Source organism: Pseudomonas sp. WS 5071 (genome assembly GCF_012985765.1).
In the GTDB taxonomy this organism is placed as follows: Bacteria; Pseudomonadota; Gammaproteobacteria; order Pseudomonadales; family Pseudomonadaceae; genus Aquipseudomonas; species Aquipseudomonas lundensis_A.
This window is the reverse complement of record NZ_JAAQWY010000034.1, coordinates 1-25,545: the sequence shown is the minus strand read 5'-3', so window position 1 is coordinate 25,545 and position 25,545 is coordinate 1. Positions and strand designations below refer to the sequence as shown.

Here is a 25,545-nt window from a genome sequence, read left to right as displayed (position 1 = left end):
GCGTAATCAACGGTCGTCTTCGCGAAGGGAGGACGGGTGCCGACACAGCGGCGTAACCTCAATATCCATGTAGGGAAACAACGGCAAACGCATCAAGGTGTCGTGCAGCGCTTGCACACTCTCCACGTCAAATACGCTGTAGTTGGCGTACTGCCCGGCGATGCGCCACAAGTGCCGCCAGGTGCCTTCGCTCATCAGGCGCCGGGCCAGTTCTTTCTCATCGGCCTTCAGTGTTGTGGCCTTGGCCGGGTCCATGTCCGCCGGCAGTTTTACGGTCATCTTTACGTGGAACAACATGTGCGGGTCCTCCGGGTCAGTTACGGGCAAAGAACGCCAGGCGCTCTTCATCGAGGGTCAGGCCAAGGCCCGGCGTACGCGGTACGTGCAACGCAAAATCGCGATAAACCGGTGGTTCAGTGACAATGTCTTCAGTGAGCAACAAGGGGCCAAACAACTCCGTTCCCCAGCTCAGTTGACGCAGGGTCACAAAGGCATGGGCCGAGGCCAGGGTGCCGATGGCCCCTTCGAGCATGGTGCCGCCGTACAGCGCGATGCCTGCCGCTTCGGCAATGGCCGCCGTGCGCAGCACCGCTCGCGGGCCACCGTTTTTGGCTATTTTCAGGGCGAAGATGCTCGCTGCGCCGTCTGCGGCGAGGCCAAAGGCGTCTTCGACGCTTTCAATGGATTCGTCCGCCATGATCGGTGCCGGACTGCGCTGGTTCAGGCGCACTTGCCCGGCGCGGTTGATACGCGCAATCGGCTGCTCGATCAGGTCGATGCCGTTATTGCCCAACACTTCGCAAGCGCGAATGGCCTGCGACTCGTCCCACGACTGATTGACGTCCACCCGCACGCTGGCGCGCTCACCCAAGGCCTGCTTGATGGCAATCACGTGCTTGAGGTCCTGGGCAACCGGGTTGGCCCCGATCTTCAGCTTGAAAATCCGGTGACGACGCAGGTCCAGCATCTGTTGCGCTTCGCTGATATCGCGGGCGGTATCTCCACTGGCCAAGGTCCAGGCCACCTCAAGGCTGTCGCGCACACGCCCGCCCAGTAACTCACTCACTGGCACCCCCATGCGCTTGCCCTGAGCATCGAGCAGCGCACTTTCCAGCCCGGATTTGGCAAACGTGTTGCCTTTAGCCGCTATTTCCAGCCGCAACATCGCTGCATTGATGTTGGCAGCGTCCTGGCCCACCCACAGCGGCCCCAAATGGCTGTCGATGTTCTGCTTGATGCTTTCCGGGCTTTCGTTGCCGTAAGCCAGCCCACCAATGGTGGTCGACTCACCGATACCTTCTATGCCATCGCTGCACTGCACGCGGATCACGACCAGTGTCTGTTTATGCAGGGTGTGCATGGCCAGCTTGTGGGGGCGGATGGTGGGCAGGTCGACGATAACGGCCGACACACGTTCGATCAGGACTTGGCTCATTTCAGGGTTCTCTGTTGCATTAATAAAGAGGTCAGGGACTGGCTGCGCCCGGCACAGGAGCAGCGTTGTCGGTGCCTGACACAGATGGCTAACTGGCACAAACCCGCCTAGCCCTGATCGCCCCCCCCGACGGGCAGCGTCACGCCGGTGATGTACGCGGCGTCATCGCTGGCAAGGAACAAAATTGCGCCCGCTTGTTCGTCAATCGTCCCGTAACGCTTCATGTGGCTGCTGCTAACGGTTTGGTCGACGATTTGCTGGTACCAGGCTTTTTCCTGTTCGGTCTGCCCGGCGGCATTTCGCGGGATGCGCCGTGGCGGCGCTTCGGTCCCGCCCGGCGCTGTGGCGTTGACCCGAATCCCGCGCTCGGCCGTCTCAAACGCCAGGCACGCCGTGAGGGCATTCACCCCCCCCTTGGCCGCGCCGTAGGGGACGCGGTTAATGCTGCGAGTGGCAATTGAAGACACGTTGACGATGGCGCCTGCCCCTTGTTCGAGCATGTGTGGCAATGCGGCATGGCAGCACCACAAGGTCGGAAACAAGGACCGGCGCACTTCGGCCTCGATTTCAGATGCCTGGTAATGCTCAAAGGGTTTGGCCCAGATGGTGCCGCCGACGTTGTTGATCAGGATGTCCAGTCGCCCGAAACGTTCGACTGCTGCCGCCATCACCCGCCGGCATTGCGCGATGTGTTCAAGGTCAGCGGTCAGGGTCAACACGTCGGTCACATGCGCCCATTCAGCGGCCAGCTCATGCACCAGCTCCGAACGGTCAACCAACACCAATTGCGCACCCTCTTGCCCCAAGCGCTCGGCCACACGCCGCCCAATGCCTTGAGCGGCACCCGTGACAACTGCAACCTTCTTTTGAAAACGCATATTCATGGTTCCGATCTCGCTATAAGCAGGTGGGCGATCCGGCCAGCGAATCCCGCACCGCACTGCGAATAAACACGCCCGTTGAGCCAGCAACGGGCCGACAAGAGCAACACTCAGGCGCTGGCGGCAAATTTCTCGTAATAGAAATTCGCAGGCTCAATGCCGTGTTCGCGCAGGTAGCTGCTAACCGCTTCCACCATCGGCGGCGGGCCGCACAGGTAAACGTCCACATCCCCATCGTTCAGGTGCGCGGGCGCAATGTGCTGGGTGACATACCCCTTGAGCGGGTGCGTGCTGTCCGGGTTGGCGACGCACACGCTGTAGGTGAAGTTGGCGATGCATGCGGCCATGGCCTGCAATTTGTCCACTTGCACCACATCGACGTCATGGGTCACGCCATAGATCAAGTGCAGGGGGTAGGCACTGCCCTGCTCGGCGATTTTTTCCAGCATGGCGGTGAGTGGCGCCAGCCCCGTGCCACCCGCCAACAGCAACAGCGGCCGCTTGATATCCCGCAGGTAAAAACTGCCCATGGGGCCAGTCAGGGTCATGGTGTCGCCGACCGCTGCCTGGCCGACCAAATAACGGCTCATCAACCCGCCGGGCACATTGCGGATCAGAAAGCTGACCTCTGCGTCCTTTTGCAGCGAGCTGAACGAATAGGCACGTGAGTGCTCGCTGCCAGGCACCTTGAGATTGACGTATTGGCCCGGCAGAAATGCCAGGTTGCTCAGGGCCTCGCCCTTGAGCGACAGGCCGATGGTGCTTTCGGAAAGCGGGTGCACTGCGCTGATGTGCACCTCATAACTGGCCTGCCGGGTTTTACACACCTCGCTGGAAGCTGGCACGCGCACCACGCAGTCGCTTTCGGCGCGCATCTGGCAGGTCAATACGAAGCCGCGTTGCGCTTCTTCTTCACTCAAGGCGTCTTCAACGTATTCTTCGCCGAGGTCGTACTGACCGGACTCCGCGAAGCATTTACAAGCACCGCAAGCGCCGTCGCGGCAATCGAGCGGGATGTTGATGCCCTGACGGTAGGCCGCATCCGCAACCGTTTCGCCCACAGCGGCATCAATAAAACGGGTCACCCCGTCTTCAAAATTCAGTGCGATCTTATGGCTCATGGCACGCCTCGCTTAACACAGAAAGAGGTCAAACCGCAGGCGGAGCTTCATGCGCGCACGGCACCCAAGGTGGCGGCAAGAACCGGGGGTTCTGCTCGCCCCTGATACGGGCCAGCGCAGGCTCCGCATCGGGTTTAGAGGTGCTACACGTCGATAATCTGACGCACGTAGTCGTTCTTCAGGACTACCTTTTTAGCCTTGATCAGCGGGTTAGGCCCGCGGGTGTCCAGGGTGTAAAAGCTGGTGCCGTAGAAATGATCGACGACCTTGTAGCGAAAGCTCAGGGTGTGCCAGTTGAAACGCAGTTTGCACAGGCCCTCCGCTTGCTCGATCAGTTCTATGTTGCTGATGTTGTGCGAGGTGCGTGTGTCAGGCACCGTCGCGCTGGAGCGTTCGGTGCGGATGCGAAACACGCGGTCTTCCAGACCGCTGCGGTTGGCGTACCAGATCAACGAGATCTCGGTCTGGGGGTTTTCCACTAATTGGTCGCGATCGTCCCAGGCGGGCATCCAGAAACTTGCGTCGCGGGCGTACATTTCCAGCCAATCGTCCCACTGCTTGTCGTCCAAGTAACGCGCTTCACGGTAAAGAAAGTCTCGCGCGGCTTCGTAGGTCAGGCTCATTTACGCGCCCTCCACGTGAATCATCTGATCCTGACGGTGTGTAAGCGCTGCCACCATTTGCGACTGCCAATACGTATGCTGCAACACGAACAAGCCCTCGTCTTCGGTGCGCACACCGCTCATCAACGGCTGCAGGTCGATCTCCCTGGCCGATTCGTCGGCGCCATCGACCCAATGCTCACTGCCCCGGGACATGTCATTCCATTCCATGGCGCGACCGGCGAAGCCTTGTTGACAGGCGCGAAACTCTTCCAGATCGTCCGGCGTGGCCATGCCACTGACGTTGAAGAAGTCTTCGTACTGACGAATCCGTTTGGCACGCGATTCAGCGCTCTCGCCTTTGGGGGCGATGCAATAGATGGTGACTTCGGTCTTGTCGACTGCCAACGGCCGGGCAATGCGCAGCTGTGAGCCGAACTGGTCCATCAGGTACAAGTTGGGGTACAGGCACAGGTTGCGTGAATTACCGATCATCCAGTCAGCCCGCGCGTCACCGAACTCACTGGCAAGGCGATCGCGCTCGGCAAACATTGGCCGGTCTTCAGGGTTGTCCCAACGGGTCCAGAGCAACAAATGGCCGTTTTCGAAGGCGTAGAACCCCCCGCCCTTTTTGCCCCAGCCGCCCGCGCTCATGGCGCGAATATCATCCCCTGCCTCTTTGAGCTTGCGCTGCTGCTGGGTCGCAGCGTAGTTCCAGTGCACGGCCGACACGTGGTAGCCGTCAGCGCCGTTCTCGGCCTGCAACTTCCAGTTACCTTCGTACACATAGGTCGATGAACCGCGCAGCACTTCCAGGCCATCGGCAGATTGATCGACCACCATGTCGATGATTTTTTTCGATTCGCCAAGGAAGGTTTCAAGCGGCGCAACGTCATCGCGCAGGCTGCCGAACAGAAACCCCCGGTACGACTCAAACCGAGCAATTTTCTTCAGGTCATGGGAGCCGTCGCAGTCGAAGCTTTCCGGGTAACCGGCGTGCTTGGGATCTTTGACTTTGAGCAGCTTGCCCGAGTTATTGAACGTCCAGCCGTGGAACGGGCAGGTGTAGGTTGCCTTGTTGCCGCTTTTGAAACGACAGAGCATTGCCCCGCGATGGCTGCAAGCGTTGATAAACGCATTGAGTTCACCCGCCTTGTTGCGTGCGATAAAAATCGGCTGACGCCCCATGTGGGTGGTGTAGTAGTCGTTGCTCTGCGGGATCTGGCTTTCATGTGCCAAGTACAACCAGTTGCCTTCGAAGATGTGTTCCATCTCCAGATCAAACAACCGCGGGTCGGTGAACATTTCGCGTTTGCAGCGGAAGATGCCGTTCTCTTTATCGTCTTGCAGCAGGCTGTTCAGGTAGTCGAGTCCCAGGTTCATGGCCATGGCTCCGTTATTATTGTTTCAACGGAATCAAGGCTACGTTGCCCGGTGACGCGGCAATATCCGCTTTGTGCACGACCTCTATCCGTTTACTGCATACCCGCAGTCGGCAGGTAAACGGCAGCGGATGAGCGGCACAGCAAAAGGTCATCGGCCCGGATCAGGCCGACGGTGCAGCTACCCCTGAGGGTTAGGTGCCTTGTGGCGACGCAGGGTTTCGGAGGGCAATTCGCCAAAAGCACTTCTGTAGCTTTCCGAAAACCGTCCCAAATGCAGGAACCCATACTCCAAGGCGACTTGCGTCACGTTGCGCACCCGTGCGGCCGGGTCGCAAAGGCTTGAGCGGATCTGTTCGAGCTTCTTCTGACGGATAAAACTCTTAGGCGTCGTGCCCGTGTGTCGCTCAAACAAGGCATACAACGAGCGTGGGCTGCTGTGCGCCAGACGGGCCAATTGCTCAACACTGATGTCGTGTTTCAGGTTGGTTTCAATAAATTGCAGAATGCGCTCAAAACTGGCGGCGCCTTGTGCGAGCGGCAGGCGGCTGACGTTGTTGTCCAGCAGTGTGAGCAATTTGGCGCAGATGATCCGCGTAAAGTGCTCTTGCACTTGCTGCAACGTGTGAGCGCTCTCCGCTTCCACGCACACCAACTGCAACAGACCGTAAAAACCCTCTAACTGATGCAGGTTGTGCCTGGGTTTGAAACGAATTCCGTCATCAGGGGGCTGCCAGTGATGATCGCGGCACGTTTTATCCAACAGCGAGGAAGGCAATTTGATGATGAATTTCTCGCAGTCAGCGGAATACGTGAGGTCGACCGGATCATCCGGGTTAATCAGCAACAACTCGCCGGGGCTGAAGTGGTGCTTCTCACCGCCCCCGCGCCAGAGGCAATGGCCACGCAACAACACCTGCAAGTGGTAAATGGTCTCCAGCGCAGGCGAAGTCACCTGCATACTGCCGCCGTAGCTGATGCGACACAGGTCAAGGCTGGCGAACTTGCGATGGTTTAACGAAGCCGCGGGCTGACCGAGCCGCGGCATACGGATGTCGTGCATTCCCATGTGTTCATTCACGTAGCTGGAGACGGCATGGGGGTCCGCACGGTCGAACACACTACTGGTGTTACTGAGCAGGCAACTGTTCATGGCAAGGCACTCACGTTGTTTTTATGCACTGCGCTTTGCCTAAACGCAGTGTTTGATCAAGCTGCCACCGATTCTATGCCTGTGTGCACAGATAAATACGCTGACCGGAGGAACGGTTCTCGGCGCATGGCGCATGGCGCCTGTCGCATTAAGCCGCACGACGAAGAAGGACTCAATTGAACCTTCTGCCAAGCGTTCGATTAACGCACACTGTTTCAGCTATAGAGCCGGGTGCTGAGTTCCCGGCTGGCTTGCAGCAGTATGGGCAGGTAGCGCGACTCCAGCTCCTGGCTAGATACGCGGCTGACGTGAGTCCCCACATTGAGGGCTGCCAGGACTTGTCCCGCCGCGTCTTTCAATGGGACGGCAATCGAACGCAAACCGATTTCCAACTCTTGATCGACAAGTACCCACCCCTGCTCGCGGACGTGTCCGATGCTTGCGCGCAAACCGTCCACGGTATGGACCGTACGGCTGGTTTTGACGTGAAGTTTGGCACGCTCCAGATAATCGTCCAGCGCCAGATCATCCAGCCCGGCGAGCAGAATTCGTCCCATGGACGTGCAATAGGCCGGTAAACGACTGCCCACACTCAAATCAACCGAGATCAAGCGTTGAGGGATTGCCGAGCGGGCGATGTAGAGGATTTCATCGCCCTCCAGCGTGGCCATTGAGCACGCCTCATGCAGGTGTTCGCTGAGGCGATCCAGAATGGGCTGGGCCGTCACCGCCAAGGGGGTCGAAGACACGTAAGCGTGACCCAGGGTCAGCACTTTGGGCAGCAAGGAATACGTGCGCCCATCGGTGGTGGCGTAGCCGAGTTTGATCAGGGTATGCAAGCAACGGCGTACGGCGGCACGGGGAATTTCGGTGCGATGGCTGATCTGCGCAATCGTCAGTTGCCGTTTTCGCTCCTGGAAGGCATGCACCACGGCGAGGCCTCGGGCCAGTGACGTCATGAAATTCGGGTCGCCGGTCAAGGCGTCGATGCGCTTGGCGGGGGACGCCACAATTGACGGCGCCACGGTAGAGAGTGGCAACGGGCGTTCTTCGCTCATTATTGTTTTCCTGTCCTGATGCCAACAAAGGCCGGGGCGATTATCGAACCGCCACTTGATAATCGCAAACGGGCGCGGCACAGCTAACAGGCAGGAAACCTTATCGACAGGCATAAAAAAAGCCGCTATCGCTAGCGGCTTTTCTTTTATCTGGCTCCACGACCTGGACTCGAACCAGGGACCCAATGATTAACAGTCATTTGCTCTACCAACTGAGCTATCGCGGAATGGCGTCTATCTTACTGATATAAAAAGAGAAGTCAACACTCGTGAAGACTTCTCTTTGCATTATTCAGATGACCTGAACAATGGCGTCGGTAACCACCTCAATGTTGCGCTGGTTCAAAGAAGCCACGCAGATGCGACCCGTGTCGAGCGCGTAAATGCCGAACTCGGACCGCAGGCGCACCACTTGCTCCACGGTCAGGCCCGAGTAGGAGAACATGCCGCGCTGGCGGGCCACGAAGCTGAAATCGTGCTCAGGTGCCTTCTTGGCCAGCAACTCGACCATTTGCAGGCGCATGCCACGAATGCGCAGGCGCATTTCGGCCAGCTCGTCTTCCCACATGGCCCGCAGCTCAGGGCTGTTGAGCACAGCCGCCACAATGCTTGCGCCGTGGGTTGGCGGGTTCGAGTAGTTGGTGCGGATCACACGCTTGACCTGAGACAGAACGCGCGCGCTCTCGTCCCTGGATTCGGTGATGATCGACAGTGCGCCAACACGTTCGCCGTACAGCGAGAACGACTTGGAGAACGAACTGGACACAAAGAAGCTCAGGCCCGAGTCAGCAAACAGGCGCACGGCTGCGGCGTCTTCGGCGATGCCGTCACCAAAGCCCTGATAGGCCATGTCGAGGAACGGAATCAGTTGGTTGGCCTTGACCACGTCCAGCACGTTCTGCCAGTCAGCAGGGGTCAGGTCGACACCGGTCGGGTTATGGCAGCAGGCGTGCAGCACCACGATGGAACCCGACGGCAGCGCGTTCAGGTCTTCCAGCATCCCGGCACGGTTCACATCGTGGGTGGCGGCGTCGTAGTAGCGGTAGTTCTGCACCGGGAAACCTGCGGTTTCAAACAGTGCGCGGTGGTTTTCCCAGCTTGGATCGCTGATGGCGACCACCGCATCGGGCTGCAGCTGCTTGAGGAAGTCTGCGCCGATTTTCAGAGCGCCCGTCCCGCCGACTGCCTGGGTGGTGATGACACGGCCAGCGGCCAGCAACGGCGACTCGGCACCGAACAGCAGTTTTTGAACGGCCTGGTCGTAGGCGGCAATACCGTCGATTGGCAAGTAACCGCGCGACGCGTGTTGAGCGACGCGTTGGGTCTCGGCTTCGACAACGGCACGCAAGAGCGGAATTCTTCCCTCTTCGTTGCAGTAAACACCGACCCCCAGATTCACTTTGCTGGTACGGGTATCGGCGTTGAATGCTTCGTTGAGGCCCAGGATAGGATCGCGTGGTGCCATTTCGACAGCGGAGAACAGGCTCATTATTACGGCGGCTCTGAATAGGGAATGGAGGGGGTGACAACGCTCCAGCCGATTGCACTAGAGCGGTGCACAAACGGGGAGCAAGTATAAGCCCGTACACGATTGGGGCAACAGGCGATTCCCGGATTTGGTCAAGTATTTCAGTTTATTTTCAGGCCACTGGTCTAATTGCATTCCGGGCCTGAATGGCCCTGTCAGACACGCGCCTTGAAACAGTCAGTCACCAACACCATATTTAGCCGTATCCTGTTTTTTTCCTGCGGCATGCGTCGTATGCAGTCTTTCGCGCATTTGAAAGGTCCATGCCTTTATAGATGCGAATCCAGAGGTCAGATATGTCCGATTTTCAGCTCGTTACCCGCTTTGAGCCCGCAGGCGATCAACCCGAAGCCATTCGCCAGATGATCGAAGGCATTGAAGCCGGCCTGTCCCACCAGACCCTGCTCGGGGTGACCGGTTCGGGCAAGACCTTCAGCATCGCTAACGTGATTGCCCACGTGAACCGTCCGACCCTGGTGCTCGCGCCCAACAAGACCCTGGCGGCGCAGTTGTATGGCGAGTTCAAGTCGTTCTTCCCGAACAATGCGGTGGAATACTTCGTTTCGTACTACGACTATTACCAGCCCGAAGCCTACGTACCCTCCTCTGACACCTTCATTGAGAAAGATGCCTCGATCAACGACCACATCGAACAAATGCGTCTGTCAGCGACCAAAGCGCTGCTGGAACGCAAGGACGCGATTATCGTGACCACGGTGTCGTGCATCTACGGCTTGGGCAGCCCCGAAACCTATTTGAAAATGGTGTTGCACATCGACCGCGGCGACAAACTCGATCAGCGCGAACTGCTGCGTCGCCTGGCCGACCTGCAATACACCCGCAACGACATGGACTTCGCGCGTGCCACGTTCCGCGTGCGTGGCGACGTCATCGACATCTACCCGGCCGAATCCGACCTCGAAGCCATCCGCATCGAGCTGTTTGATGATGAGGTCGAGAGCATCAGCGCATTCGACCCCTTGACCGGTGAAGTGATCCGCAAGATGCCGCGCTTCACCTTCTACCCGAAAAGCCACTACGTGACCCCGCGCGAAACCCTGCTCGACGCCGTAGAGGGCATCAAGGAAGAGCTCAAAGAGCGCCTCGATTACCTGCGCGCCAACAATAAGCTGGTGGAAGCCCAGCGGCTTGAACAGCGCACCCGCTTCGACCTGGAAATGATCATGGAGCTGGGTTACTGCAACGGCATCGAAAACTACTCACGCTACCTGTCGGGACGCGAATCCGGGGCTCCGCCGCCCACGCTGTTTGATTACCTGCCGGCTGACGCACTGCTGGTGATTGATGAATCCCACGTCAGTGTGCCGCAGGTCGGCGCGATGTATAAGGGCGACCGCTCGCGCAAGGAAACCCTTGTTGAGTACGGTTTCCGCCTGCCGTCGGCGCTGGACAACCGGCCCATGCGTTTTGACGAGTGGGAGCGCATCAGCCCGCAAACCATTTTTGTCTCGGCCACCCCCGGCAACTACGAAGCCGAGCATGCGGGCCGGGTGATCGAACAGGTGGTGCGTCCGACCGGTCTGGTGGACCCGCAAATCGAGATCCGCCCGGCACTGACCCAGGTCGACGACTTGCTGTCGGAAATCACCAAGCGTGTGGCGCTGCAAGAGCGCGTCCTGGTGACCACGCTGACCAAGCGTATGTCCGAAGACTTGACCGACTACCTGGCTGACCACGGTGTGCGTGTGCGTTATCTGCACTCGGACATCGACACGGTGGAACGGGTCGAGATCATCCGCGACTTACGCTTGGGCGTGTTTGACGTGCTGGTGGGCATCAACTTGCTGCGTGAAGGCCTGGACATGCCGGAAGTGTCATTGGTGGCGATTCTCGACGCTGACAAGGAAGGCTTCCTGCGCTCCGAGCGCTCGTTGATCCAGACCATTGGCCGGGCAGCCCGTAACCTCAATGGCCGGGCAATCCTGTACGCAGACCGTATCACCGGCTCCATGGAGCGGGCGATCGGTGAAACGGAACGGCGCCGGGAGAAACAAATCGCCTTCAACCTTGCCAACGGCATCACCCCCAAAGGCGTGTTCAAGGACGTGGCCGACATCATGGAAGGCGCAACCGTGCCCGGCTCGCGCAGCAAAAAACGCAAAGGCATGGCCAAAGCCGCCGAAGAAAACGCCAAGTACGAAAACGAACTGCGTTCACCGAGCGAAATCAGCAAGCGTATTCGTCAGCTGGAAGAAAAAATGTACGCACTGGCCCGCGACCTGGAATTCGAAGCCGCGGCGCAGATGCGCGACGAAATCGGCAAATTGCGCGAACGTTTGCTGCAGGTGTAAACCGTGCACCAGCAGGTCCAGAGGGCCATGCAATGCCTGTAGGCGCACGCAGGCTGCGTTTTCACAGCGCAGCCTCGCACCGCCCGCCGCGAATATGTCAGGATGTTTCGCCGCGTCGCACCGACTCGATAGACAAGGATGATCATGACCGCCGCCGTTACGCAAAAGCCCCTTGTTCCGGGACGCCTCGAGCAGATGTCGACCCGCATGGCGTTCTTTATTGCCGGGTTCGGCGTGGCGGCCTGGGCGCCGTTGGTGCCCTATGCCAAAGCCCGGGCGGGGCTGGACGAGGCCACCTTGGGCTTGCTGTTGTTATGTTTGGGGGCCGGTTCGATTCTGGCGATGCCCATCGCGGGCATGCTGGCGACCCGTTATGGCTGCCGCAACGTCACCATCGCCGGTACGCTATTGATTTGTCTGGCACTGCCTCTACTGGCCACCGCCAGCACCGTCGCACTGCTGATTGCCACGCTGTTTGTGTTTGGGGCCGGTTTGGGGGTCGTGGATTCCACGGTCAACCTGCAAGCCGTGATCGTCGAACGCGCCAGCGGCCGCAATATGATGTCGGGCTTCCACGGCCTGTTCAGCGTGGGCGGGATTGCCGGTGCGGCGGGGGTCAGCGCCTTGCTGGCGCTGGGGCTTACACCGCTGTGGGCGATTGCCGTGGTGATTGTGCTGTTACTGGCTGCGCTGGCCAAAGCCGCACCGCACCTGCTGCCGTATGGCAGTGAAAGCAGTGGCCCGGCATTTGCCATCCCTCACGGCGTGGTGCTGTTCATCGGTGTGCTGTGCTTCATCGTATTTTTGGCCGAAGGGGCCATGCTTGACTGGAGCGCCGTGTTCCTCAGCGCTGAAAAACACATCGGCGAAGCCTATGCGGGCTTGGGCTATGCCGCCTTCGCCCTGACCATGACCGCCGGGCGCTTGCTGGGCGACACCCTCGTCCGGCGGTTGGGCCCCACCCGGGTGATCGTGCTGGGAGGGGCGCTCGCGGCGTTGGGCCTGGCACTGGCTACCCTGGCACCGGGTTGGCAAGTGGCATTGCTCGGCTACGCGCTAGTAGGCGCGGGATGTTCCAACATTGTGCCGGTGCTGTACTCCGCCGTGGGCAAGCAAACCGTGATGCCTGAACACATCGCCGTACCGGCCATCACCACGCTGGGCTACGCCGGTATTCTCGCAGGCCCTGCGGCAATCGGATTTGTCGCACACGCCAGCAGTTTGAGCGTGGCCTTCCTGATGATCGCCGCCCTGCTGCTGGTCGTGGCCATCAGCGGGCGGATCTTGCGGGTTTAAACCTGGCTGCCCCTACCCTGGCACATTCGCCAACAGCCGTTGCTCCACCTGCACCCCCCGTGCAAAACCGAACACGCGTGCCGTGAGCACACCGACCAGCCCCATCATTGCGCAGAATCCCACGCAAACCCACGGGCTCCAGGGCATCAGCGCAATCAGCAACAGGGGCGTGGTACTGGCCCACAGGGCGTACGCGATGTTGTAGGTGAAGGAAATACCCGACACCCGAATCGGAGCAGGGAACAACCCCACCATCACCGACGGCACCACGCCGACGATGCCGCAGGTCAGGCCGGCAAACGCATACGCCAGCCCCGGCATGGCCCATTGACCGACCAGACTGGCGTAAAGCAGGCCAATCCCCAGCGGCAGCAGCAGACTGTAAAGCACGATGCTGCGCCATACGCCGATGCGGTCCACCATCAACCCGGCCAGCACGCAGCCCAGGTTTAAACACACGATCCCCAGACTGCTCAACGCAAAGGTATGGCTAGCGTCCATACCAAAGCGCTGTTGCATGACGGTGGGGGTTATCACCACAAACACCACCACCGCGCTGGTCAATACGCAGGTCAGTAACGCCGCAGGCAGCAAGGCACTGCGATGGTCGCGCAATACGGTGCGCAGCGGGAACTGCGCCCTGCCCTCGTTGCGTTCGCGCAGGGCCAGAAAGACCGGGGTCTCGCTCAGCCAGCGGCGCAGCCATACACCGATCACCCCGAATACCCCGCCCAGCAGGAACGGAAACCGCCATGCGTAATCAAGGATTTCGGCGGGGGTGAAGAGCTGCGCCAGCAACGTCGCCGTCAGGGCTCCCAGCAAATAGCCGAAGGTCAAGCCGGCCTGCAAAAAGCCCAGTGCATACCCGCGTCGCCCGGCCGGGGCGTGCTCGGCCACGAACACCCAGGCGCTGGGCACCTCGCCCCCTACCGCTGCGCCTTGCAGGATGCGCAACGCCAGCAGAATCAAGGGGGCGAAGTAACCAATGTCGGCGTAAGTGGGCATAACCCCAATCAGCAGGCACGGCAGGGCCATCATTAAAATACTGAGGCTGAACACCCGTTTGCGGCCCAAATGATCGGCAAAGTGCGCCATCAGAATGCCGCCCAGCGGGCGTGCCAGGTAGCCGGTCACGAAAATGCCGAAGCTTTGCAGCAAGCGCAGCCATTCAGGCATGTCCGGCGGGAAAAACAGCTGGCTCAGGGTCAAGGCGAAAAAAACGAAAATGATGAAATCGTAGATTTCCAGCGCCCCGCCCAGGGCCGCCAGGCCGAGGGTTCGGTAGTCAGACCGGGAAAAATGCACCGAAGAGGCTTGAGTATCAGCAGGCATAAATACGCTCAATGTGAAAGGAACACGCCTAAGCAGACGCTGCGACCAAGGGCGCGAGCATAGCAAATCTGCATCCTGGGACTTCAACCTCTACTTGAGGCAGGGCTCACGCCTGCACTGACTCACCTCCCAGCCCCCACCCAGCGAGACATAGACGTCCACCAGCGCTAGCGACACCGCTGCCGTGCTCTGCACCCACGCCGCCTGATTGGCCAGCAGCGCGTTTTGCACCGTCATGACGTTGAGAAAATCCACCGTGCCCTGCGCGTACTGCTGATGCACGCTGTCGAGCGCCCGCTCGCTGTGACGCACCGCCTGCTGCAGGCTGTCCCGGCGTTGCTGGTTGGCCTGATAGGCCACCAGCGCATCATCCACCTCATGCCAGGCCCGCAGCACGGTTTGCTGATAATGGACCCCCGCTTCCTGCTGACGACCTTCCTGCAATTGCAATGCGCCCTGCAAACGTGCGCCTTCAAACAACGGCACGCTCAAGCCCGGCCCGAGGGCAAAGCGGCGCGAGCCCCAACTGCCCAAATCCGACAACTGCAGGGCTTGAAACTCAAGGTTGCCGGACAACGTGATGCGCGGATAGAAGTCTGCTCGCGCCACGCCGATGGCGGCCGTTGCGGCGTGCAACCTCGCGTCGGCGCTGCGAATGTCCGGGCGGCGCTGGGCCAGTTCACTCGGCAAACCGATGGGCACATCCCCTCGGTACGCAGGCACGGGGGCAAGGGTCGCCAATTGCCGGTGCAACGCACGCGGCGCCTTACCCAGCAACAGGCTCAAGGCATTGATCAACTGAGCGCTGTTTTGCTGCAACGGCGCCAGTCGCGCTTGCATCTCCGCCACTTGCGAGGCAGCTTCAGACACTTGCAGGTCCGTGGCCACGCCCTCCTGGACTTGCAAGCGCGTCAACTCCAGCGTGCGCTGTGCAATCTTCAGGTTTTGCTCCACCACCGTCAGCACCTGCTGGATGCCGCGCAACTGGATGTACTGTTGCGCCGTTTGCCGCATGACCAGCAATTGCACGCCGTGGCGGTCTTCCTCCGCCATGCGCACCGTGGCGTCGGCCGCTTCCACGGAGCGCTTGACCCGCCCCCACACGTCAGCTTCCCAACTGAACCTAAGGCCACCATTCCACAGGCTGAACGCCTGTTTACCGCTGCGACCCGACGGGTCGTTCAACCCGCGCTGACTATTACGGCTGCGGCTGTAATCCAGCCCACCACTCACCGCCGGCAAGGTGTCGGCAGCGATCTGGCGACGTAGGGCACGACTTTGCTCAAGTCGGCTGGCGGCTTGTTGCAGATCGAGATTACTGAGAAGCGCCTCACGCACCAGGGCCGCCAGTTGCGCATCGCCAAAACTGTCCCACCAACGCCAATCGACCGCCCGGCTATGACCGGTTTCACTGGCCGTGGGCGCCCAATGTGCGGGCAACGGTGAGGTCGGGGTGCGAAAGTCCGGGCCCATCACGCAACCGGTCAGGTTCAAGGCTACGGCGCAGGCCAATGCGTTGAGTTTCATCGCGCAATCACCCGTTCGGGTCGGGTCGAGGCGATGTCGATGGCCGCGTCCACCGACATGCCCAGACGCAGCTCGCTGGCCATAGGCTGACCTTGATCGAGGGTGATTTTTACCGGCACGCGTTGCACCACTTTGGTGAAATTGCCAGTGGCGTTGTCCGGGGCGATAGCCGAAAACGTCACGCCCGTGGCCGGAGCAATGCTGTCAACCGTGCCGAGCAAGAGTTCTCCGGGGAAGGTATCGACCTTGATGCTGACCCGCTGGCCAGGCCGCATGTGGGTCAATTGATTTTCCAGAAAGTTGGCCACGACATAGGCCTGCGCCAAAGGCACCACGGCCATAATCGTGTCGCCGGGCTTTACGTAGGCCCCAAGCCGCAGACTGCGGCGCCCGATCACGCCATCAAAGGGAGCGACCACGCGGGTGTGCGACAGGTCCAGCTCGGCGCGTGCCAGCAATGCTTGCGCATGTTGCACCGAGGCTTGAGCGGCGGTGTGCTCGGCAACCAGCACGCGGGTTTGCTGGCGGGCCGCTTCCAGCGCTGCCTTGTGCTGAGCCAATAATGCGCGGGCGGTTTGCGAGCGGTTTTTTGCCTGCTGCGAATTTTGCAGCGTCCCGGCGCCCTGGCCTGCCAGATGCTCGTAGCGCTTCAATTCATGGGCCGCAAACTCCACTTGCGCCAGGTCTGCGTCCACCGTGGCAGTGGCCTGTTCGATCAACGAACGCTGGCGTTCCATCCTTGCCAGCGCATTCGCCTGTTGCGCCTGAGCCATTGCCACACTGGCCTTTGCCGCCTGTACCTCAGCCTCGTAGTCTTGCGGATCGATGCGCGCCAGTAACTGGCCCGCCTTGACCGGCTGGTTATCCTGCACCAGCACCGCCTCAATAAAGCCCGCTACCTTCGGCGCCACCAGGGTGAAATCGGCACTGACAAACGCGTCATTGGTGCTTTGCACCGCGCTAGCGCCAAACACCAGCCGCCACAGGCCATACAACAGCACCACCGCCAGCAGTCCCAGCCCCGCCACCACCCAAGGCGTGCGCCCGCGTGTTGTGTTCATGTCATTACTCCGCACAGATTCAGCCACCAGCCCGTGGCGGATAGATCCGCGTCGGGCCGAAAGGGATTAAAACAATCAGCAGCAGGGCCAGACCGGCCATGCACAGATAAAGGTCAGACGAGGTCAGCACTATCGCCTGCTGGTGAACACGGCGTGCCAGATCTGCGCCGTCGCTGACGAGTGGCCAATTGCCGATCCGGTCCACCAGCATCATCGAGTGAAAGTGTTCGCGGTTGAGGGTGATCACTTGCAGCAAACTGCCCGCGGCCATGGCCGCGAACCCTTTGACCGTGTTGAACCAGGCCGACGCAAACGGCCCGTCGGCCGGGTTCAGGCTGCCTGTGGCCAGCATCAGCAGCGGAATCACCGCCATGGGCTGGGCAATGATTTGAATCGCTTGCAGCGCGTAGAAGTTGTCGCGGTTCCACGCTGAGGTCACTTGCGAGCCAATAACACAGGCCAGCGCCAACAAGGCCAATCCGATGGCCAGCACCCAGCGGCAATCCACCCAACGCACGTTGCACAGTGCGACCACCAACGGCAGTGCGATCAGTTGCGGCACCGCCACCAGCAGCATCACCGGCGCGGTTTCCAAAGGCCGGTAGCCCTGAATCTGTGCCAGATAACTGGACGGGATCTTGATCAGCGCCAGCAGCACAAACAGCACCCCACCCAAGGTGATCAGCGCGTGCGCAAGGTTGCGGATCTTGAGCAACTGCAATTTGAAAAACGGCAACGGGTGCGACCATTCATTGATGAAAAACAGCACCAGCAACCCCACCCCGCCGACGATGAACAGGCGGATCATCGGGGACGCAAACCAGTTCATGCGTTGACCCAGCTCCAACCCCAGCACCAGCATGATCAAACCCGGCAGGCCCAAGAGCAGGCCGCGCCAGTCAAATTGCTTGAAACGTTCAAGGCGTAGCGGGTCGTGCGGCAAGCCCCAGGCGACACAGACCATGGCCAGCAGGCTTAACGGAATGATTTGCCAGAACGCCCATTGCCAACCTGCGTATTCCACCCACCAGGCTGACAGCGGTGTGCCAAAACTGGGGCCAAAGGTGGCGGTCAGCGCGTAACTGCCCAAGCCGTACAGGCGAATCCCCGGTGGCAAAAAACGCAGCGCCGCTGACATCAACATGGGCGGCAAGGCGCCCCCGGCAAAGCCTTGCAGGATGCGCAACAGCATTAGCACATCGACAGTGGGGGCGAACGGGCAGAGGATGCCCAGCAGCAAAAAGGCGCCAATCGCGCATAGCGTAAAACGTCGCAGGGAGAACGTCGCAGCGCACCACGGCGCAAAGGCCATGGCGCTGATCGAGGTAGCGGAGTAAACCGCCAGCAGCCAGGTGCTTTCGTCATAGCCGATGCCCATCGCGCCGCGAATGTCTGGCATCGCCACCTTGATGACGTTTTCGTTGAAACCCGACACCAGCACAGCCAGCAGCACGCCGACCAGCCCGGTGAAAATCCGCAGGCCGAATGCCGCGTCGATGACCGGGGCCGGCACTGGCATACCCTGCACGCCGCGCGCACCGTTAGAACCGCCGCACATGGCTGACTCCGTCGTCATTAAAGAGGACGAAAAGTGTAATCAGCAGCGACAGTTATAAAAATTGATATATCGGCACGCGTGGAATGCGCCAAACGCAATCCACAAATACCCTTCAGGCCGTGGCGTTATCGCACAGGGTTTTCAGGGTCCGGCGCAGCCAACGATGAGCGTGATCGTTGTCGAGTCGCGGGTGCCATGCCTGAGAAATTTCTTCCGGTTTTACAAGGATTGGCAGCTCAAAAGCGCGCAGTCTCAGCCCCAGGGGCTCCAAGGTTTTAAGCAACAACTGTGGCATCAGCGGCAGGATCAATTCCGAGTCAGCCAAGGCAAAAATCGCGGAATAAAACGTCGGTGTGGTGAATAGCACCCTGCGCTCAAGGGCCATTTGCGCCAGCACCGCATCGATAGGCCCACGCGCTCGCCCCCGGCGCGAGACGCTGATGTGGTCGTAGGCGGCGAAACGCTGCGGCGTAATCGGCTGATCGAAAATCGGATGCCCTTCTCGGGCCAGCCCTACGAACGGGCAGGTAAACAAGTGCTGCACTTTGATGTCTGCACTTGAAGGAAGCGTGGACCCGATGGCCAGGTCAATGCGGCCCTCACTCAAAGCCTCATCGTCGGTGAAGCCTTCAGGTACCACCCGCAACGCGGCATTCGGCATTTCCAAGGCCATTTTCCGACGCAATGCCACGCCATACACACCGAAAAATACATCTTTGGCCCGGATGCTGAAGGTGCGGTCCAACTGACTAAGGTCGCTGTCCTGCCCTTGGGTAAATACCCCGTGCGCCAGTTCAACCACACCGCGCACCTGCTCGCGCAGTTCCAGTGCGCGGGGGGTGGGCACCAGCCCGCGACCGGAACGCACCAAAATCGGATCATTCAGGGTCTCGCGGATGCGCGTCAGGGTGCGGCTCATTGCGGGCGCGCTGAGGTTCATGCGTCGGGCAGCGCCGACCACCGAGCCTTCTTCAAGCAATACGTTGAGGGCAACCAGTAAATTCATGTCAGGTATGTGCATGGGCCAAAGGTTAGCGCCTAAGTGATGACGTGAACAGTTCCAGGCATTGCGCCGGCGCCATGCCCCCACCTGAAAAACGCACCATTGTTGCGCATAAGGTAAAACTGTTTCGCGCCTCCTTAGCTAGCTAACTAAGTGGCCCATTGATACATTCTCGTCCGTCAGGTCAGTCCTGACGCTCTCTTTGGTTGAGATAGTTGGCCATTACCGGATCCCCATGATGGTAATGGCCCTTTTTATGCCCCCTCGCTCAACCCGCACCTGCCTGCTTGTCTTTTCTGCCACTTTTGGCCTGCCTGTCTTCTCCTGCACGAAAGATAAACCGCCGATTGTGCGAATCGTCCCGCGACCTTAGAGTCCCTTTTGCACCTCACTAAAAGATGCCTGCCCACGCCCGTGTTCAGGCGCGTGATAACAAAAAAGGGCTTGAACGATGACTCACCTTCCTGCGCAACACGCTGACCCCGATGATCAGGCTCTAGACGGGGCATATCGTAAAACCGCCTGGCGCGTCATGCCGCTGTTAATGGTCTGTTTTCTGGTGGCCTATCTGGACCGGGTCAACGTCGGCTTTGCCAAGCTGCAAATGCTTGATGACTTGAAATTCAGCGAGGCCGTGTACGGGCTGGGTGCCGGGATATTTTTCATCGGCTACTTGATGTTTGAAGTGCCCAGTAACATCGCCCTGCACCGCTTCGGCGCACGACGCTGGATCGCTCGCATCATGGTGACCTGGGGCTTGTTGTCTGCCGCCATGATGTTTGTGCAAACACCGTGGAGCTTTTATGCGCTGCGCTTTCTGATCGGTGTGGCCGAAGCGGGGTTCTTTCCCGGCATCATTTTCTACCTCACCACCTGGTTTCCCGGTCACCGACGCGGGGTGATGGTGGCACTGTTCATCTCGGCCCTGCCGATTTCCAACCTGCTGGGGTCATTAATCTCCGGCTACATCATGCAAAACATGAACGGCGTGGCCGGTTATGCCGGCTGGCAATGGCTATTCGTTATTGAAGGCTTGCCTGCCGTGTTTTTGGGCATGGCTGTGTTCTGCCTGCTGCACGACCGCATTGCCGACGCCGGTTGGCTGAGCGATGACGAAAAGCACGCCATGCAAGCCGCCATCGACCGCGATAACCAGGGCAAACAGGGGCACTCGGTGCGTGAGGGCCTGCTTAACCCGAAAATCTGGTTGCTGGGGGCGGTGTATTTCTGCCTAGTGATGGGCCAATACATCATCAGCTTCTGGATGCCCACCATCATTCGTAACAGCGGCATCGAACAGCCGTGGGTCATCGGCATGTTGTCAGCCATACCGTTCGCCGCGGCGGCTGTGGCCATGGTGTGGGTGGGGCGCAGTTCTGACCGCCGTCATGAGTACCGCTGGCACGTGGCATTGTGCGCACTGGTCGGCGCGGCGGGTGTGCTGTTCGGCACCCTGTTCGGTGACAACCTGCTACTGGCCATGATCGGCCTGACCGTCGGCACCGCTGCGATGATCAGCAGCCTGCCCGTATTCTGGGGCATGCCGACGGCCGTGGTGGGCGGTGCCGCAGCCGCAGCAGGGATTGCACTGATTAACTCAATGGGCAATGTGGCGGGCTTCTTCGCCACCATTGTGGTGGGCTGGATCACGCAAATAACCGGCAGTACCCAGGCCGCCATGTACATGATGGCGGCGGTGCTGGTGCTGGGCGGTGCACTGGGGTTGTGCGTACCCAAAGCCAGATTGAACCTGCGCGGCCCGGCCCCTGTGGTCGCGGTGCAGCGCCCGTAACACCTCAGCGGGGCCCGGTGGTCAACCGCCGGCTGCCGGGCCACTGCCCTTGCTCACACATGCCGCTGACCACCTGCGCGATCAACGCGGCGACCGCCTCACGTGCGGGGGTCGGTGGCATGCGCGTCGACACACACATGCCCAGCGTGCGATACAACCCCGCACATGCGATGCGGTGAGCTGTCAGCCGCCCCTCTTCGAGTTCGCGACGGGCCAGGTTGAGGGGCATCAGGGTCGGCCCCACACCCGCCTCAACCGCACTTTTGAGGATGTGCACTGAATTGACCTCCAGTGCAGGCGTTGACGCAAACAGGCCACTGCGCGCCGCCACCCGCTCGACAATCGCCCGTGTGCAATGCCCATGCGCTGCGCCCGGCCATACCAGCGGCCGGGCAAACGCTTGTTGCAGATCAAGCACCTGACCGGCTGGCCATGGGTCATCGCTGGTCGCGCACAGCCAGTAAAAATCTTCTTCCAGCAACGGGGTAAAGGCGATCTCGGGCGGCAGCTCGGCATCGGTGAACAGCGCCAGATCGATGCGCCCGTACAACAGTTGTTCGAACAGGTTACCGGTCAACTCTTCATTGAGGTTTAACTGCACCTGCGGATAGCGCGCGGCCACCTCGCGCAGCAAGGGTAAGGCCAGCGGGCTGGCAACACTCTGCGGCAGCGCCACCACCACCGGGCCGCTGACGGCTTGCGCCGAGTTCAGCACCGCACTGCGTGCGTCCTGCAAATGCTTGAGAATGCCCTGGGCATATTCGTAAAACACCTTGCCCGGCTCAGTGGCAGTCACCCCGCTGTGGCTGCGGTGCAACAGTTGCACCCCAAGCTCTTTCTCAAGGTCAAGGATTTGCTTGCTCAGCGCCGACTGGGCGACAAACACGTCGCGGGCAGCCCCGCTGAGGCTGCCGCTGTCGAGAATGGCGACAAAATATTTGAGCTGACGAATTTCCATGCCGCGGATTCTATACACGCCGCGATTGCAGCGTCACCTGACAATCCTTGTGCGCTGCGCGCGCAAGCCGCGAACTAGTCGCGATTGAAAATTTTGCCGGGGTTCATCAGCCCTTTCGGGTCCAGCGCGTGCTTGATCGACTGCATCACGTCGACCGCGTTTTGCCCGTGTTCCACCACCAGGTAATCGCGCTTGGTCAGGCCGATGCCATGCTCCCCCGTGCAACTGCCTTCATAGGCAATCGCCCGTTCGGCCAGGCGATGGGCAACCGCTTCGGCTCGAGCGACTTCGTCGGGATCGTTGGGATCGACCAGAATCAGCGCGTGGAAATTGCCATCCCCGACGTGGCCGAAAATCGGCGCCAGCAAACCGTGTTCCTGCAAGTCTGCAGCCGTGGCCTCCATGCACTCCGCCAGTCGCGAGATCGGCACCACCGAATCGGTGGTCAAGGAGCGGCAGCCTGGGCGCAGGGCCACGGATGCGAAATACGCATCGTGCCGTGCTTGCCATAGACGGGTACGGTCTTCGGGATTGACGGCCCATTCAAAGTCTTGCCCGCCATGCTCATCGGCCACCATGCGCACGGTTTCTATCTGCTCCTTGACCCCGGATTCAGAGCCATGCAGCTCGAAAAACAGCGAGGGCGCTTCGCGTAAGGCGGTTTTGCTGTAGGCGTTAATCGCCCGCACGGTCAGGGCATCGATCAGTTCAATGCGGGCTATCGGCACGCCGAGCTGGATGGTCTGAATCACTGCGCGCACGGCATGATCCACTGTCGGGAACGTGCAAATCGCCGCCGATATTGCTTCCGGCAAAGGGTGCAGCTTGACCGTCAGCTCGGCAAAGGTGGCCAGCGTACCGCCCGAACCCACCAGCAAATGCGTAAGGTCGTAGCCCGCCGACGATTTGCGCGCCCGGCCCCCGGTTTTAATCACTCGGCCGTCGGCCAGCACCGCCGTCATGCCCAGCACATTTTCACGCATGGTCCCGTAGCGCACCGCGTTAGTGCCCGATGCCCGGGTCGAAGCCATGCCGCCCAACGAGGCGTCTGCGCCCGGATCAATCGGGAAGAACAGGCCCGTACCATGCAGGGCCGCATTCAGCTGTTTGCGAGTAACACCCGGTTGCACCGTGACGTCCATGTCGTCCGGGCGAATCTCAAGGATCTGGTTCATCCCCGACACATCGATGCACACCCCGCCCTTCACCGCTTGCAGCCAGCCCTCCAGCGAGGTGCCACTGCCGTAGGGGATCATCGGTACGTCGTGGGCATGACACACCCGGGAAACGCTGACGATTTCATCAAGGCTCTGCACGAACGCCACCGCGTCCGGCGCAATCGGCCCCAACGAGGAAATATCACTGCCGTGGTGCTCGCGCACACTGGCAGAGGTCGACAGACGGGAGCCCAACAGCGCCTGCAACTGTTGCAGCAACGACTCGGGCAAAGGTGGGCGGGTCAACGGCGCCTGCACAGCATTCATCAGCACTTCCTCTTTATTTTTTTGGCCTGTGGTCGCCATCTTAAGCGCTGCACTGTGCGTCTTGGCCATAGCAAATACAGAACGTGCCATCTCGAATGCGCATGGCAAATCAGCTCATCGTGTGGAGGACTCCCCGCCCTTGAACTACGCTGCCAGCCCAATCCACATCAATGATTGGGGACGACATGCAACTGGGAAAAAAGATTTCGACGCTCGAGCAGTTGGCGTGTCGCTATTACCGCTGGATTCACGCGACACGCATCAGTCTGGCGTTTTTGATCACGTTCGCTGCCATCCGCTGGTTCAAGCTCGAAGACGCCTCTTGGGCCTTGATTACCATGCTGATCGTGATGGGCCCGCTGCCCTACTGGGGCAATGTGTTCTCACGGGCCGTGCAACGAACGGGCGGTACGGTAATCGGCGCCCTGTCGGGGCTGGTGGCGCTGTACCTGGAAATGTATTCATTCCCCGCGATGCTGCTGTGGTGCGCGGTGGTGATGTTCGCGTGCGGCTACCTGACACTGGGCAAGCATCCCTACATGGCGCTCTTGATTGGCGCGACCCTGGCCGTGGTCAGTTGTTCGGCCCCCAACGACATGGACGCCGCCGTATTGCGCAGCGTCTATGTGATGGCGGGTTCGATTCTGGCGTTGATCTTCACCAGCATTTACCCGCAGCGGGCTTACACCGACCTGCGCATCAAGTTCAGCCAGAGCATGGGCAAACTCAATGACCTGTATGAGGCGTATTTTTCGCCGCTGGTCCTTGAGCGGCCCAGCCTGGACGACAAACTCAAAGACGAACTGGATGGGGTGGTGAAGTTGCGCAATTACATTGCGCCAGCCAGTAATGAAAGCCACCTCAAACAAGACGTGTTTAATTCACTGCAAACCCTGCACCGCAATGTCGTGTCCACGCTGATTCTAATGATTGATGCGTACTGGTCATCCCGGGAAAACCATTTGTTGATTAAAAACGAACCGGCCTTGAGTGATTTGCACCGGTTGATTCCGCTGGCGCTGCAATCGCTGCAAAACAAGTTAGTGATGGGCATCGACAACAACGAAATCAGTACACAACTGCGTAACAGTGCCCAAGAACTACGCGAACTGGCGTTAAACAGTATGAATGGTAAAGAAATACAAACCGCATTTTATGCCTATGTCTGGTTAAGCCTTGAGATGCTCAGGCAATTGACGGCATTGAATGATCAACTGCACGCCGCGCTCTACCATCCGGGGCATAAACACTTGTTCATTAACCCTAAACGCCCCTCTAAAAATTAGTGTTCTCAATCACGACATGGCGCGGGAATGTCGCGCCACCTGTATCGAATGTCGATACAGAAAGCCGACTAACAACAAGAAGATCCCTACAAGCATTTATGACATAGAGCACTAAAGATGAAGATTTTAGCTTCAAATCCCACTCAAAACAGCCAAAAAAGGGAGCAAAAACGGTCAATTCAATGCTTAAAGCAATCTCAACCCATTGATTTAAAAGATATTTAATTGAAAGCGCCGCTCGCATTCACCCGTCAAGCCTCGTCCTTCATTCTTGCGCTGTGCCAGACGTACCCTCTGCAGCTCAAATTTATGGTCTACGCTCTGATCGCGCCCGTTTTGATGGAACTAAACGGTAAGGCCCATGACCACTGAATGCATCTTTACAACTCAACCCATGATGCACGTATCCCGTGCAATGTGCCGGGTGTTTGTAACCGGCAGCGTGTACACGCTCCGTGGTCACAGGGCGTCGGGCAGGGTGCGTCAACAGCACGCAACAAGGGCTGCCGTGACGCCCGCGTGTTTGAACAACCCCGTTCCCGCACCAAGAAACACTACGTTCCATTCAACCCGTTGTATTCACGCTTGTTCTCGATTGATGAAACTTGGGTGGGTGGGGCTGACCGGCACATTGAAACTTAACCCTTAAGGAATCTCCGAACAAGCCTTCAGTTATGCGAGAATCCCCGCAACACCTGATCCGAGCCGCCCATGAGCCAGATGAGCTTTTCCGACTTTGAGTACGCCGGCAAGCGCAAGCAAACCCGCCGAGAGCG

20 protein-coding genes and 1 tRNA gene are annotated in these 25,545 nt (G+C 59.6%); 4 read left to right on the top strand and 17 right to left on the bottom strand.

Annotation, left to right across the window (positions count from 1 at the left end):
• Nucleotides 1-6: 6 nt before the first annotated feature.
• The 10 genes from catC to HBN61_RS18965 form a co-directional block, all read right to left on the bottom strand.
• The gene (gene catC, locus HBN61_RS19010) at nucleotides 7-297 is read right to left on the bottom strand and encodes a muconolactone Delta-isomerase (RefSeq protein WP_094993880.1); all 291 of its coding nucleotides are present in this window, start codon (nucleotides 295-297) and stop codon (nucleotides 7-9) included.
• 16 nt (nucleotides 298-313) lie between these two features.
• The gene (locus HBN61_RS19005) at nucleotides 314-1,435 is read right to left on the bottom strand and encodes a muconate cycloisomerase family protein (protein WP_169964450.1); all 1,122 of its coding nucleotides are present in this window, start codon (nucleotides 1,433-1,435) and stop codon (nucleotides 314-316) included.
• Between the two features lie 107 nt (nucleotides 1,436-1,542).
• A complete protein-coding gene (locus tag HBN61_RS19000) occupies nucleotides 1,543-2,319 on the bottom strand; it encodes a 1,6-dihydroxycyclohexa-2,4-diene-1-carboxylate dehydrogenase (protein WP_170047617.1) in 777 nt (258 codons plus the stop codon).
• Between the two features lie 107 nt (nucleotides 2,320-2,426).
• Nucleotides 2,427-3,437: a benzoate 1,2-dioxygenase electron transfer component BenC gene (gene benC / locus HBN61_RS18995; RefSeq protein WP_094993877.1), complete on the bottom strand. Its 1,011-nt coding sequence runs from the start codon at nucleotides 3,435-3,437 to the stop codon at nucleotides 2,427-2,429.
• Nucleotides 3,438-3,580: 143 nt separating this feature from the next.
• Nucleotides 3,581-4,060 carry a benzoate 1,2-dioxygenase small subunit gene (gene benB / locus HBN61_RS18990; protein WP_170047615.1) on the bottom strand — a complete coding sequence of 160 codons (480 nt, stop codon included), beginning with the start codon at nucleotides 4,058-4,060 and terminating at the stop codon, nucleotides 3,581-3,583.
• Nucleotides 4,061-5,422 (bottom strand): benzoate 1,2-dioxygenase large subunit, encoded by a 1,362-nt coding sequence (benA, locus tag HBN61_RS18985; protein WP_170047613.1) that lies wholly within the window; start codon nucleotides 5,420-5,422, stop codon nucleotides 4,061-4,063. It abuts the gene before it with no gap.
• 180 nt (nucleotides 5,423-5,602) lie between these two features.
• Nucleotides 5,603-6,574: an AraC family transcriptional regulator gene (locus tag HBN61_RS18980; RefSeq protein WP_170047611.1), complete on the bottom strand. Its 972-nt coding sequence runs from the start codon at nucleotides 6,572-6,574 to the stop codon at nucleotides 5,603-5,605.
• Nucleotides 6,575-6,789: 215 nt separating this feature from the next.
• Nucleotides 6,790-7,632 (bottom strand): IclR family transcriptional regulator domain-containing protein, encoded by an 843-nt coding sequence (locus tag HBN61_RS18975; RefSeq protein WP_170047609.1) that lies wholly within the window; start codon nucleotides 7,630-7,632, stop codon nucleotides 6,790-6,792.
• Between the two features lie 151 nt (nucleotides 7,633-7,783).
• Nucleotides 7,784-7,859 (bottom strand) — tRNA-Asn (locus HBN61_RS18970).
• A gap of 65 nt (nucleotides 7,860-7,924) precedes the next feature.
• The gene (locus HBN61_RS18965; RefSeq protein WP_170047607.1) at nucleotides 7,925-9,121 is read right to left on the bottom strand and encodes an amino acid aminotransferase; all 1,197 of its coding nucleotides are present in this window, start codon (nucleotides 9,119-9,121) and stop codon (nucleotides 7,925-7,927) included.
• A gap of 335 nt (nucleotides 9,122-9,456) precedes the next feature.
• Here HBN61_RS18965 and uvrB point away from each other — a divergent pair, with 335 nt between their 5' ends.
• Both uvrB and HBN61_RS18955 read left to right on the top strand, forming a co-directional pair.
• Entirely contained in the window at nucleotides 9,457-11,472 is a 2,016-nt protein-coding gene (uvrB, locus tag HBN61_RS18960; protein ID WP_094993899.1) for an excinuclease ABC subunit UvrB, read from the top strand.
• 144 nt (nucleotides 11,473-11,616) lie between these two features.
• On the top strand, nucleotides 11,617-12,768 hold the full coding sequence (locus HBN61_RS18955; RefSeq protein ID WP_170047605.1) for an MFS transporter: 1,152 nt from the start codon (nucleotides 11,617-11,619) through the stop codon (nucleotides 12,766-12,768).
• A gap of 12 nt (nucleotides 12,769-12,780) precedes the next feature.
• Here the strand turns inward: HBN61_RS18955 and HBN61_RS18950 are convergent, their stop codons facing one another.
• The 5 genes from HBN61_RS18950 to HBN61_RS18930 all read right to left on the bottom strand — a co-directional run bounded on the left by HBN61_RS18950 (nucleotide 12,781) and on the right by HBN61_RS18930 (nucleotide 19,267).
• Nucleotides 12,781-14,100 (bottom strand): MFS transporter, encoded by a 1,320-nt coding sequence (locus HBN61_RS18950; RefSeq protein ID WP_170047603.1) that lies wholly within the window; start codon nucleotides 14,098-14,100, stop codon nucleotides 12,781-12,783.
• Between the two features lie 90 nt (nucleotides 14,101-14,190).
• Nucleotides 14,191-15,627, bottom strand: a complete 1,437-nt coding sequence (locus HBN61_RS18945; RefSeq protein WP_170047601.1) for an efflux transporter outer membrane subunit — start codon at nucleotides 15,625-15,627, stop codon at nucleotides 14,191-14,193.
• A complete protein-coding gene (locus tag HBN61_RS18940) occupies nucleotides 15,624-16,688 on the bottom strand; it encodes an HlyD family secretion protein (RefSeq protein ID WP_170047599.1) in 1,065 nt (354 codons plus the stop codon). The genes HBN61_RS18945 and HBN61_RS18940 overlap by 4 nt, the downstream gene beginning before the upstream one ends.
• 19 nt (nucleotides 16,689-16,707) lie before the next feature.
• Nucleotides 16,708-18,207, bottom strand: a complete 1,500-nt coding sequence (locus tag HBN61_RS18935; RefSeq protein WP_170047647.1) for an MFS transporter — start codon at nucleotides 18,205-18,207, stop codon at nucleotides 16,708-16,710.
• Between the two features lie 151 nt (nucleotides 18,208-18,358).
• A complete protein-coding gene (locus HBN61_RS18930) occupies nucleotides 18,359-19,267 on the bottom strand; it encodes a LysR family transcriptional regulator (protein WP_170047597.1) in 909 nt (302 codons plus the stop codon).
• A 433-nt stretch (nucleotides 19,268-19,700) separates the two neighbouring features.
• Here HBN61_RS18930 and HBN61_RS18925 point away from each other — a divergent pair, with 433 nt between their 5' ends.
• Nucleotides 19,701-21,041 carry an MFS transporter gene (locus tag HBN61_RS18925; protein WP_094993904.1) on the top strand — a complete coding sequence of 447 codons (1,341 nt, stop codon included), beginning with the start codon at nucleotides 19,701-19,703 and terminating at the stop codon, nucleotides 21,039-21,041.
• A 4-nt stretch (nucleotides 21,042-21,045) separates the two neighbouring features.
• On the opposite strand, the gene HBN61_RS18920 is transcribed toward HBN61_RS18925, so the two are convergent.
• Nucleotides 21,046-21,999, bottom strand: coding sequence for a LysR substrate-binding domain-containing protein (locus HBN61_RS18920; protein WP_094993905.1), 954 nt, complete (start codon nucleotides 21,997-21,999; stop codon nucleotides 21,046-21,048).
• A 74-nt stretch (nucleotides 22,000-22,073) separates the two neighbouring features.
• Complete coding sequence (locus tag HBN61_RS18915; protein ID WP_170047595.1) at nucleotides 22,074-23,483, bottom strand: FAD-binding oxidoreductase; 1,410 nt, start codon at nucleotides 23,481-23,483, stop codon at nucleotides 22,074-22,076.
• 185 nt (nucleotides 23,484-23,668) lie between these two features.
• Between HBN61_RS18915 and HBN61_RS18910 the strand changes: the two genes are divergently transcribed.
• On the top strand, nucleotides 23,669-24,769 hold the full coding sequence (locus HBN61_RS18910; protein WP_170047593.1) for an FUSC family protein: 1,101 nt from the start codon (nucleotides 23,669-23,671) through the stop codon (nucleotides 24,767-24,769).
• Nucleotides 24,770-25,545: the final 776 nt, after the last annotated feature.

What these genes read in the sequence shown, in the direction of transcription:
- catC (WP_094993880.1), bottom strand. Translation starts at nt 297, where the DNA reads ATGTTGTTCCACGTAAAGATGACCGTAAAACTGCCGGCGGACATGGAC.
- HBN61_RS19005 (WP_169964450.1), bottom strand. Translation starts at nt 1,435, where the DNA reads ATGAGCCAAGTCCTGATCGAACGTGTGTCGGCCGTTATCGTCGACCTG.
- HBN61_RS19000 (WP_170047617.1), bottom strand. Translation starts at nt 2,319, where the DNA reads ATGAATATGCGTTTTCAAAAGAAGGTTGCAGTTGTCACGGGTGCCGCT.
- benC (WP_094993877.1), bottom strand. Translation starts at nt 3,437, where the DNA reads ATGAGCCATAAGATCGCACTGAATTTTGAAGACGGGGTGACCCGTTTT.
- benB (WP_170047615.1), bottom strand. Translation starts at nt 4,060, where the DNA reads ATGAGCCTGACCTACGAAGCCGCGCGAGACTTTCTTTACCGTGAAGCG.
- benA (WP_170047613.1), bottom strand. Translation starts at nt 5,422, where the DNA reads ATGAACCTGGGACTCGACTACCTGAACAGCCTGCTGCAAGACGATAAA.
- HBN61_RS18980 (WP_170047611.1), bottom strand. Translation starts at nt 6,574, where the DNA reads ATGAACAGTTGCCTGCTCAGTAACACCAGTAGTGTGTTCGACCGTGCG.
- HBN61_RS18975 (WP_170047609.1), bottom strand. Translation starts at nt 7,632, where the DNA reads ATGAGCGAAGAACGCCCGTTGCCACTCTCTACCGTGGCGCCGTCAATT.
- HBN61_RS18965 (WP_170047607.1), bottom strand. Translation starts at nt 9,121, where the DNA reads ATGAGCCTGTTCTCCGCTGTCGAAATGGCACCACGCGATCCTATCCTG.
- uvrB (WP_094993899.1), top strand. Translation starts at nt 9,457, where the DNA reads ATGTCCGATTTTCAGCTCGTTACCCGCTTTGAGCCCGCAGGCGATCAA.
- HBN61_RS18955 (WP_170047605.1), top strand. Translation starts at nt 11,617, where the DNA reads ATGACCGCCGCCGTTACGCAAAAGCCCCTTGTTCCGGGACGCCTCGAG.
- HBN61_RS18950 (WP_170047603.1), bottom strand. Translation starts at nt 14,100, where the DNA reads ATGCCTGCTGATACTCAAGCCTCTTCGGTGCATTTTTCCCGGTCTGAC.
- HBN61_RS18945 (WP_170047601.1), bottom strand. Translation starts at nt 15,627, where the DNA reads ATGAAACTCAACGCATTGGCCTGCGCCGTAGCCTTGAACCTGACCGGT.
- HBN61_RS18940 (WP_170047599.1), bottom strand. Translation starts at nt 16,688, where the DNA reads ATGAACACAACACGCGGGCGCACGCCTTGGGTGGTGGCGGGGCTGGGA.
- HBN61_RS18935 (WP_170047647.1), bottom strand. Translation starts at nt 18,207, where the DNA reads ATGCCAGTGCCGGCCCCGGTCATCGACGCGGCATTCGGCCTGCGGATT.
- HBN61_RS18930 (WP_170047597.1), bottom strand. Translation starts at nt 19,267, where the DNA reads ATGCACATACCTGACATGAATTTACTGGTTGCCCTCAACGTATTGCTT.
- HBN61_RS18925 (WP_094993904.1), top strand. Translation starts at nt 19,701, where the DNA reads ATGACTCACCTTCCTGCGCAACACGCTGACCCCGATGATCAGGCTCTA.
- HBN61_RS18920 (WP_094993905.1), bottom strand. Translation starts at nt 21,999, where the DNA reads ATGGAAATTCGTCAGCTCAAATATTTTGTCGCCATTCTCGACAGCGGC.
- HBN61_RS18915 (WP_170047595.1), bottom strand. Translation starts at nt 23,483, where the DNA reads ATGAATGCTGTGCAGGCGCCGTTGACCCGCCCACCTTTGCCCGAGTCG.
- HBN61_RS18910 (WP_170047593.1), top strand. Translation starts at nt 23,669, where the DNA reads ATGCAACTGGGAAAAAAGATTTCGACGCTCGAGCAGTTGGCGTGTCGC.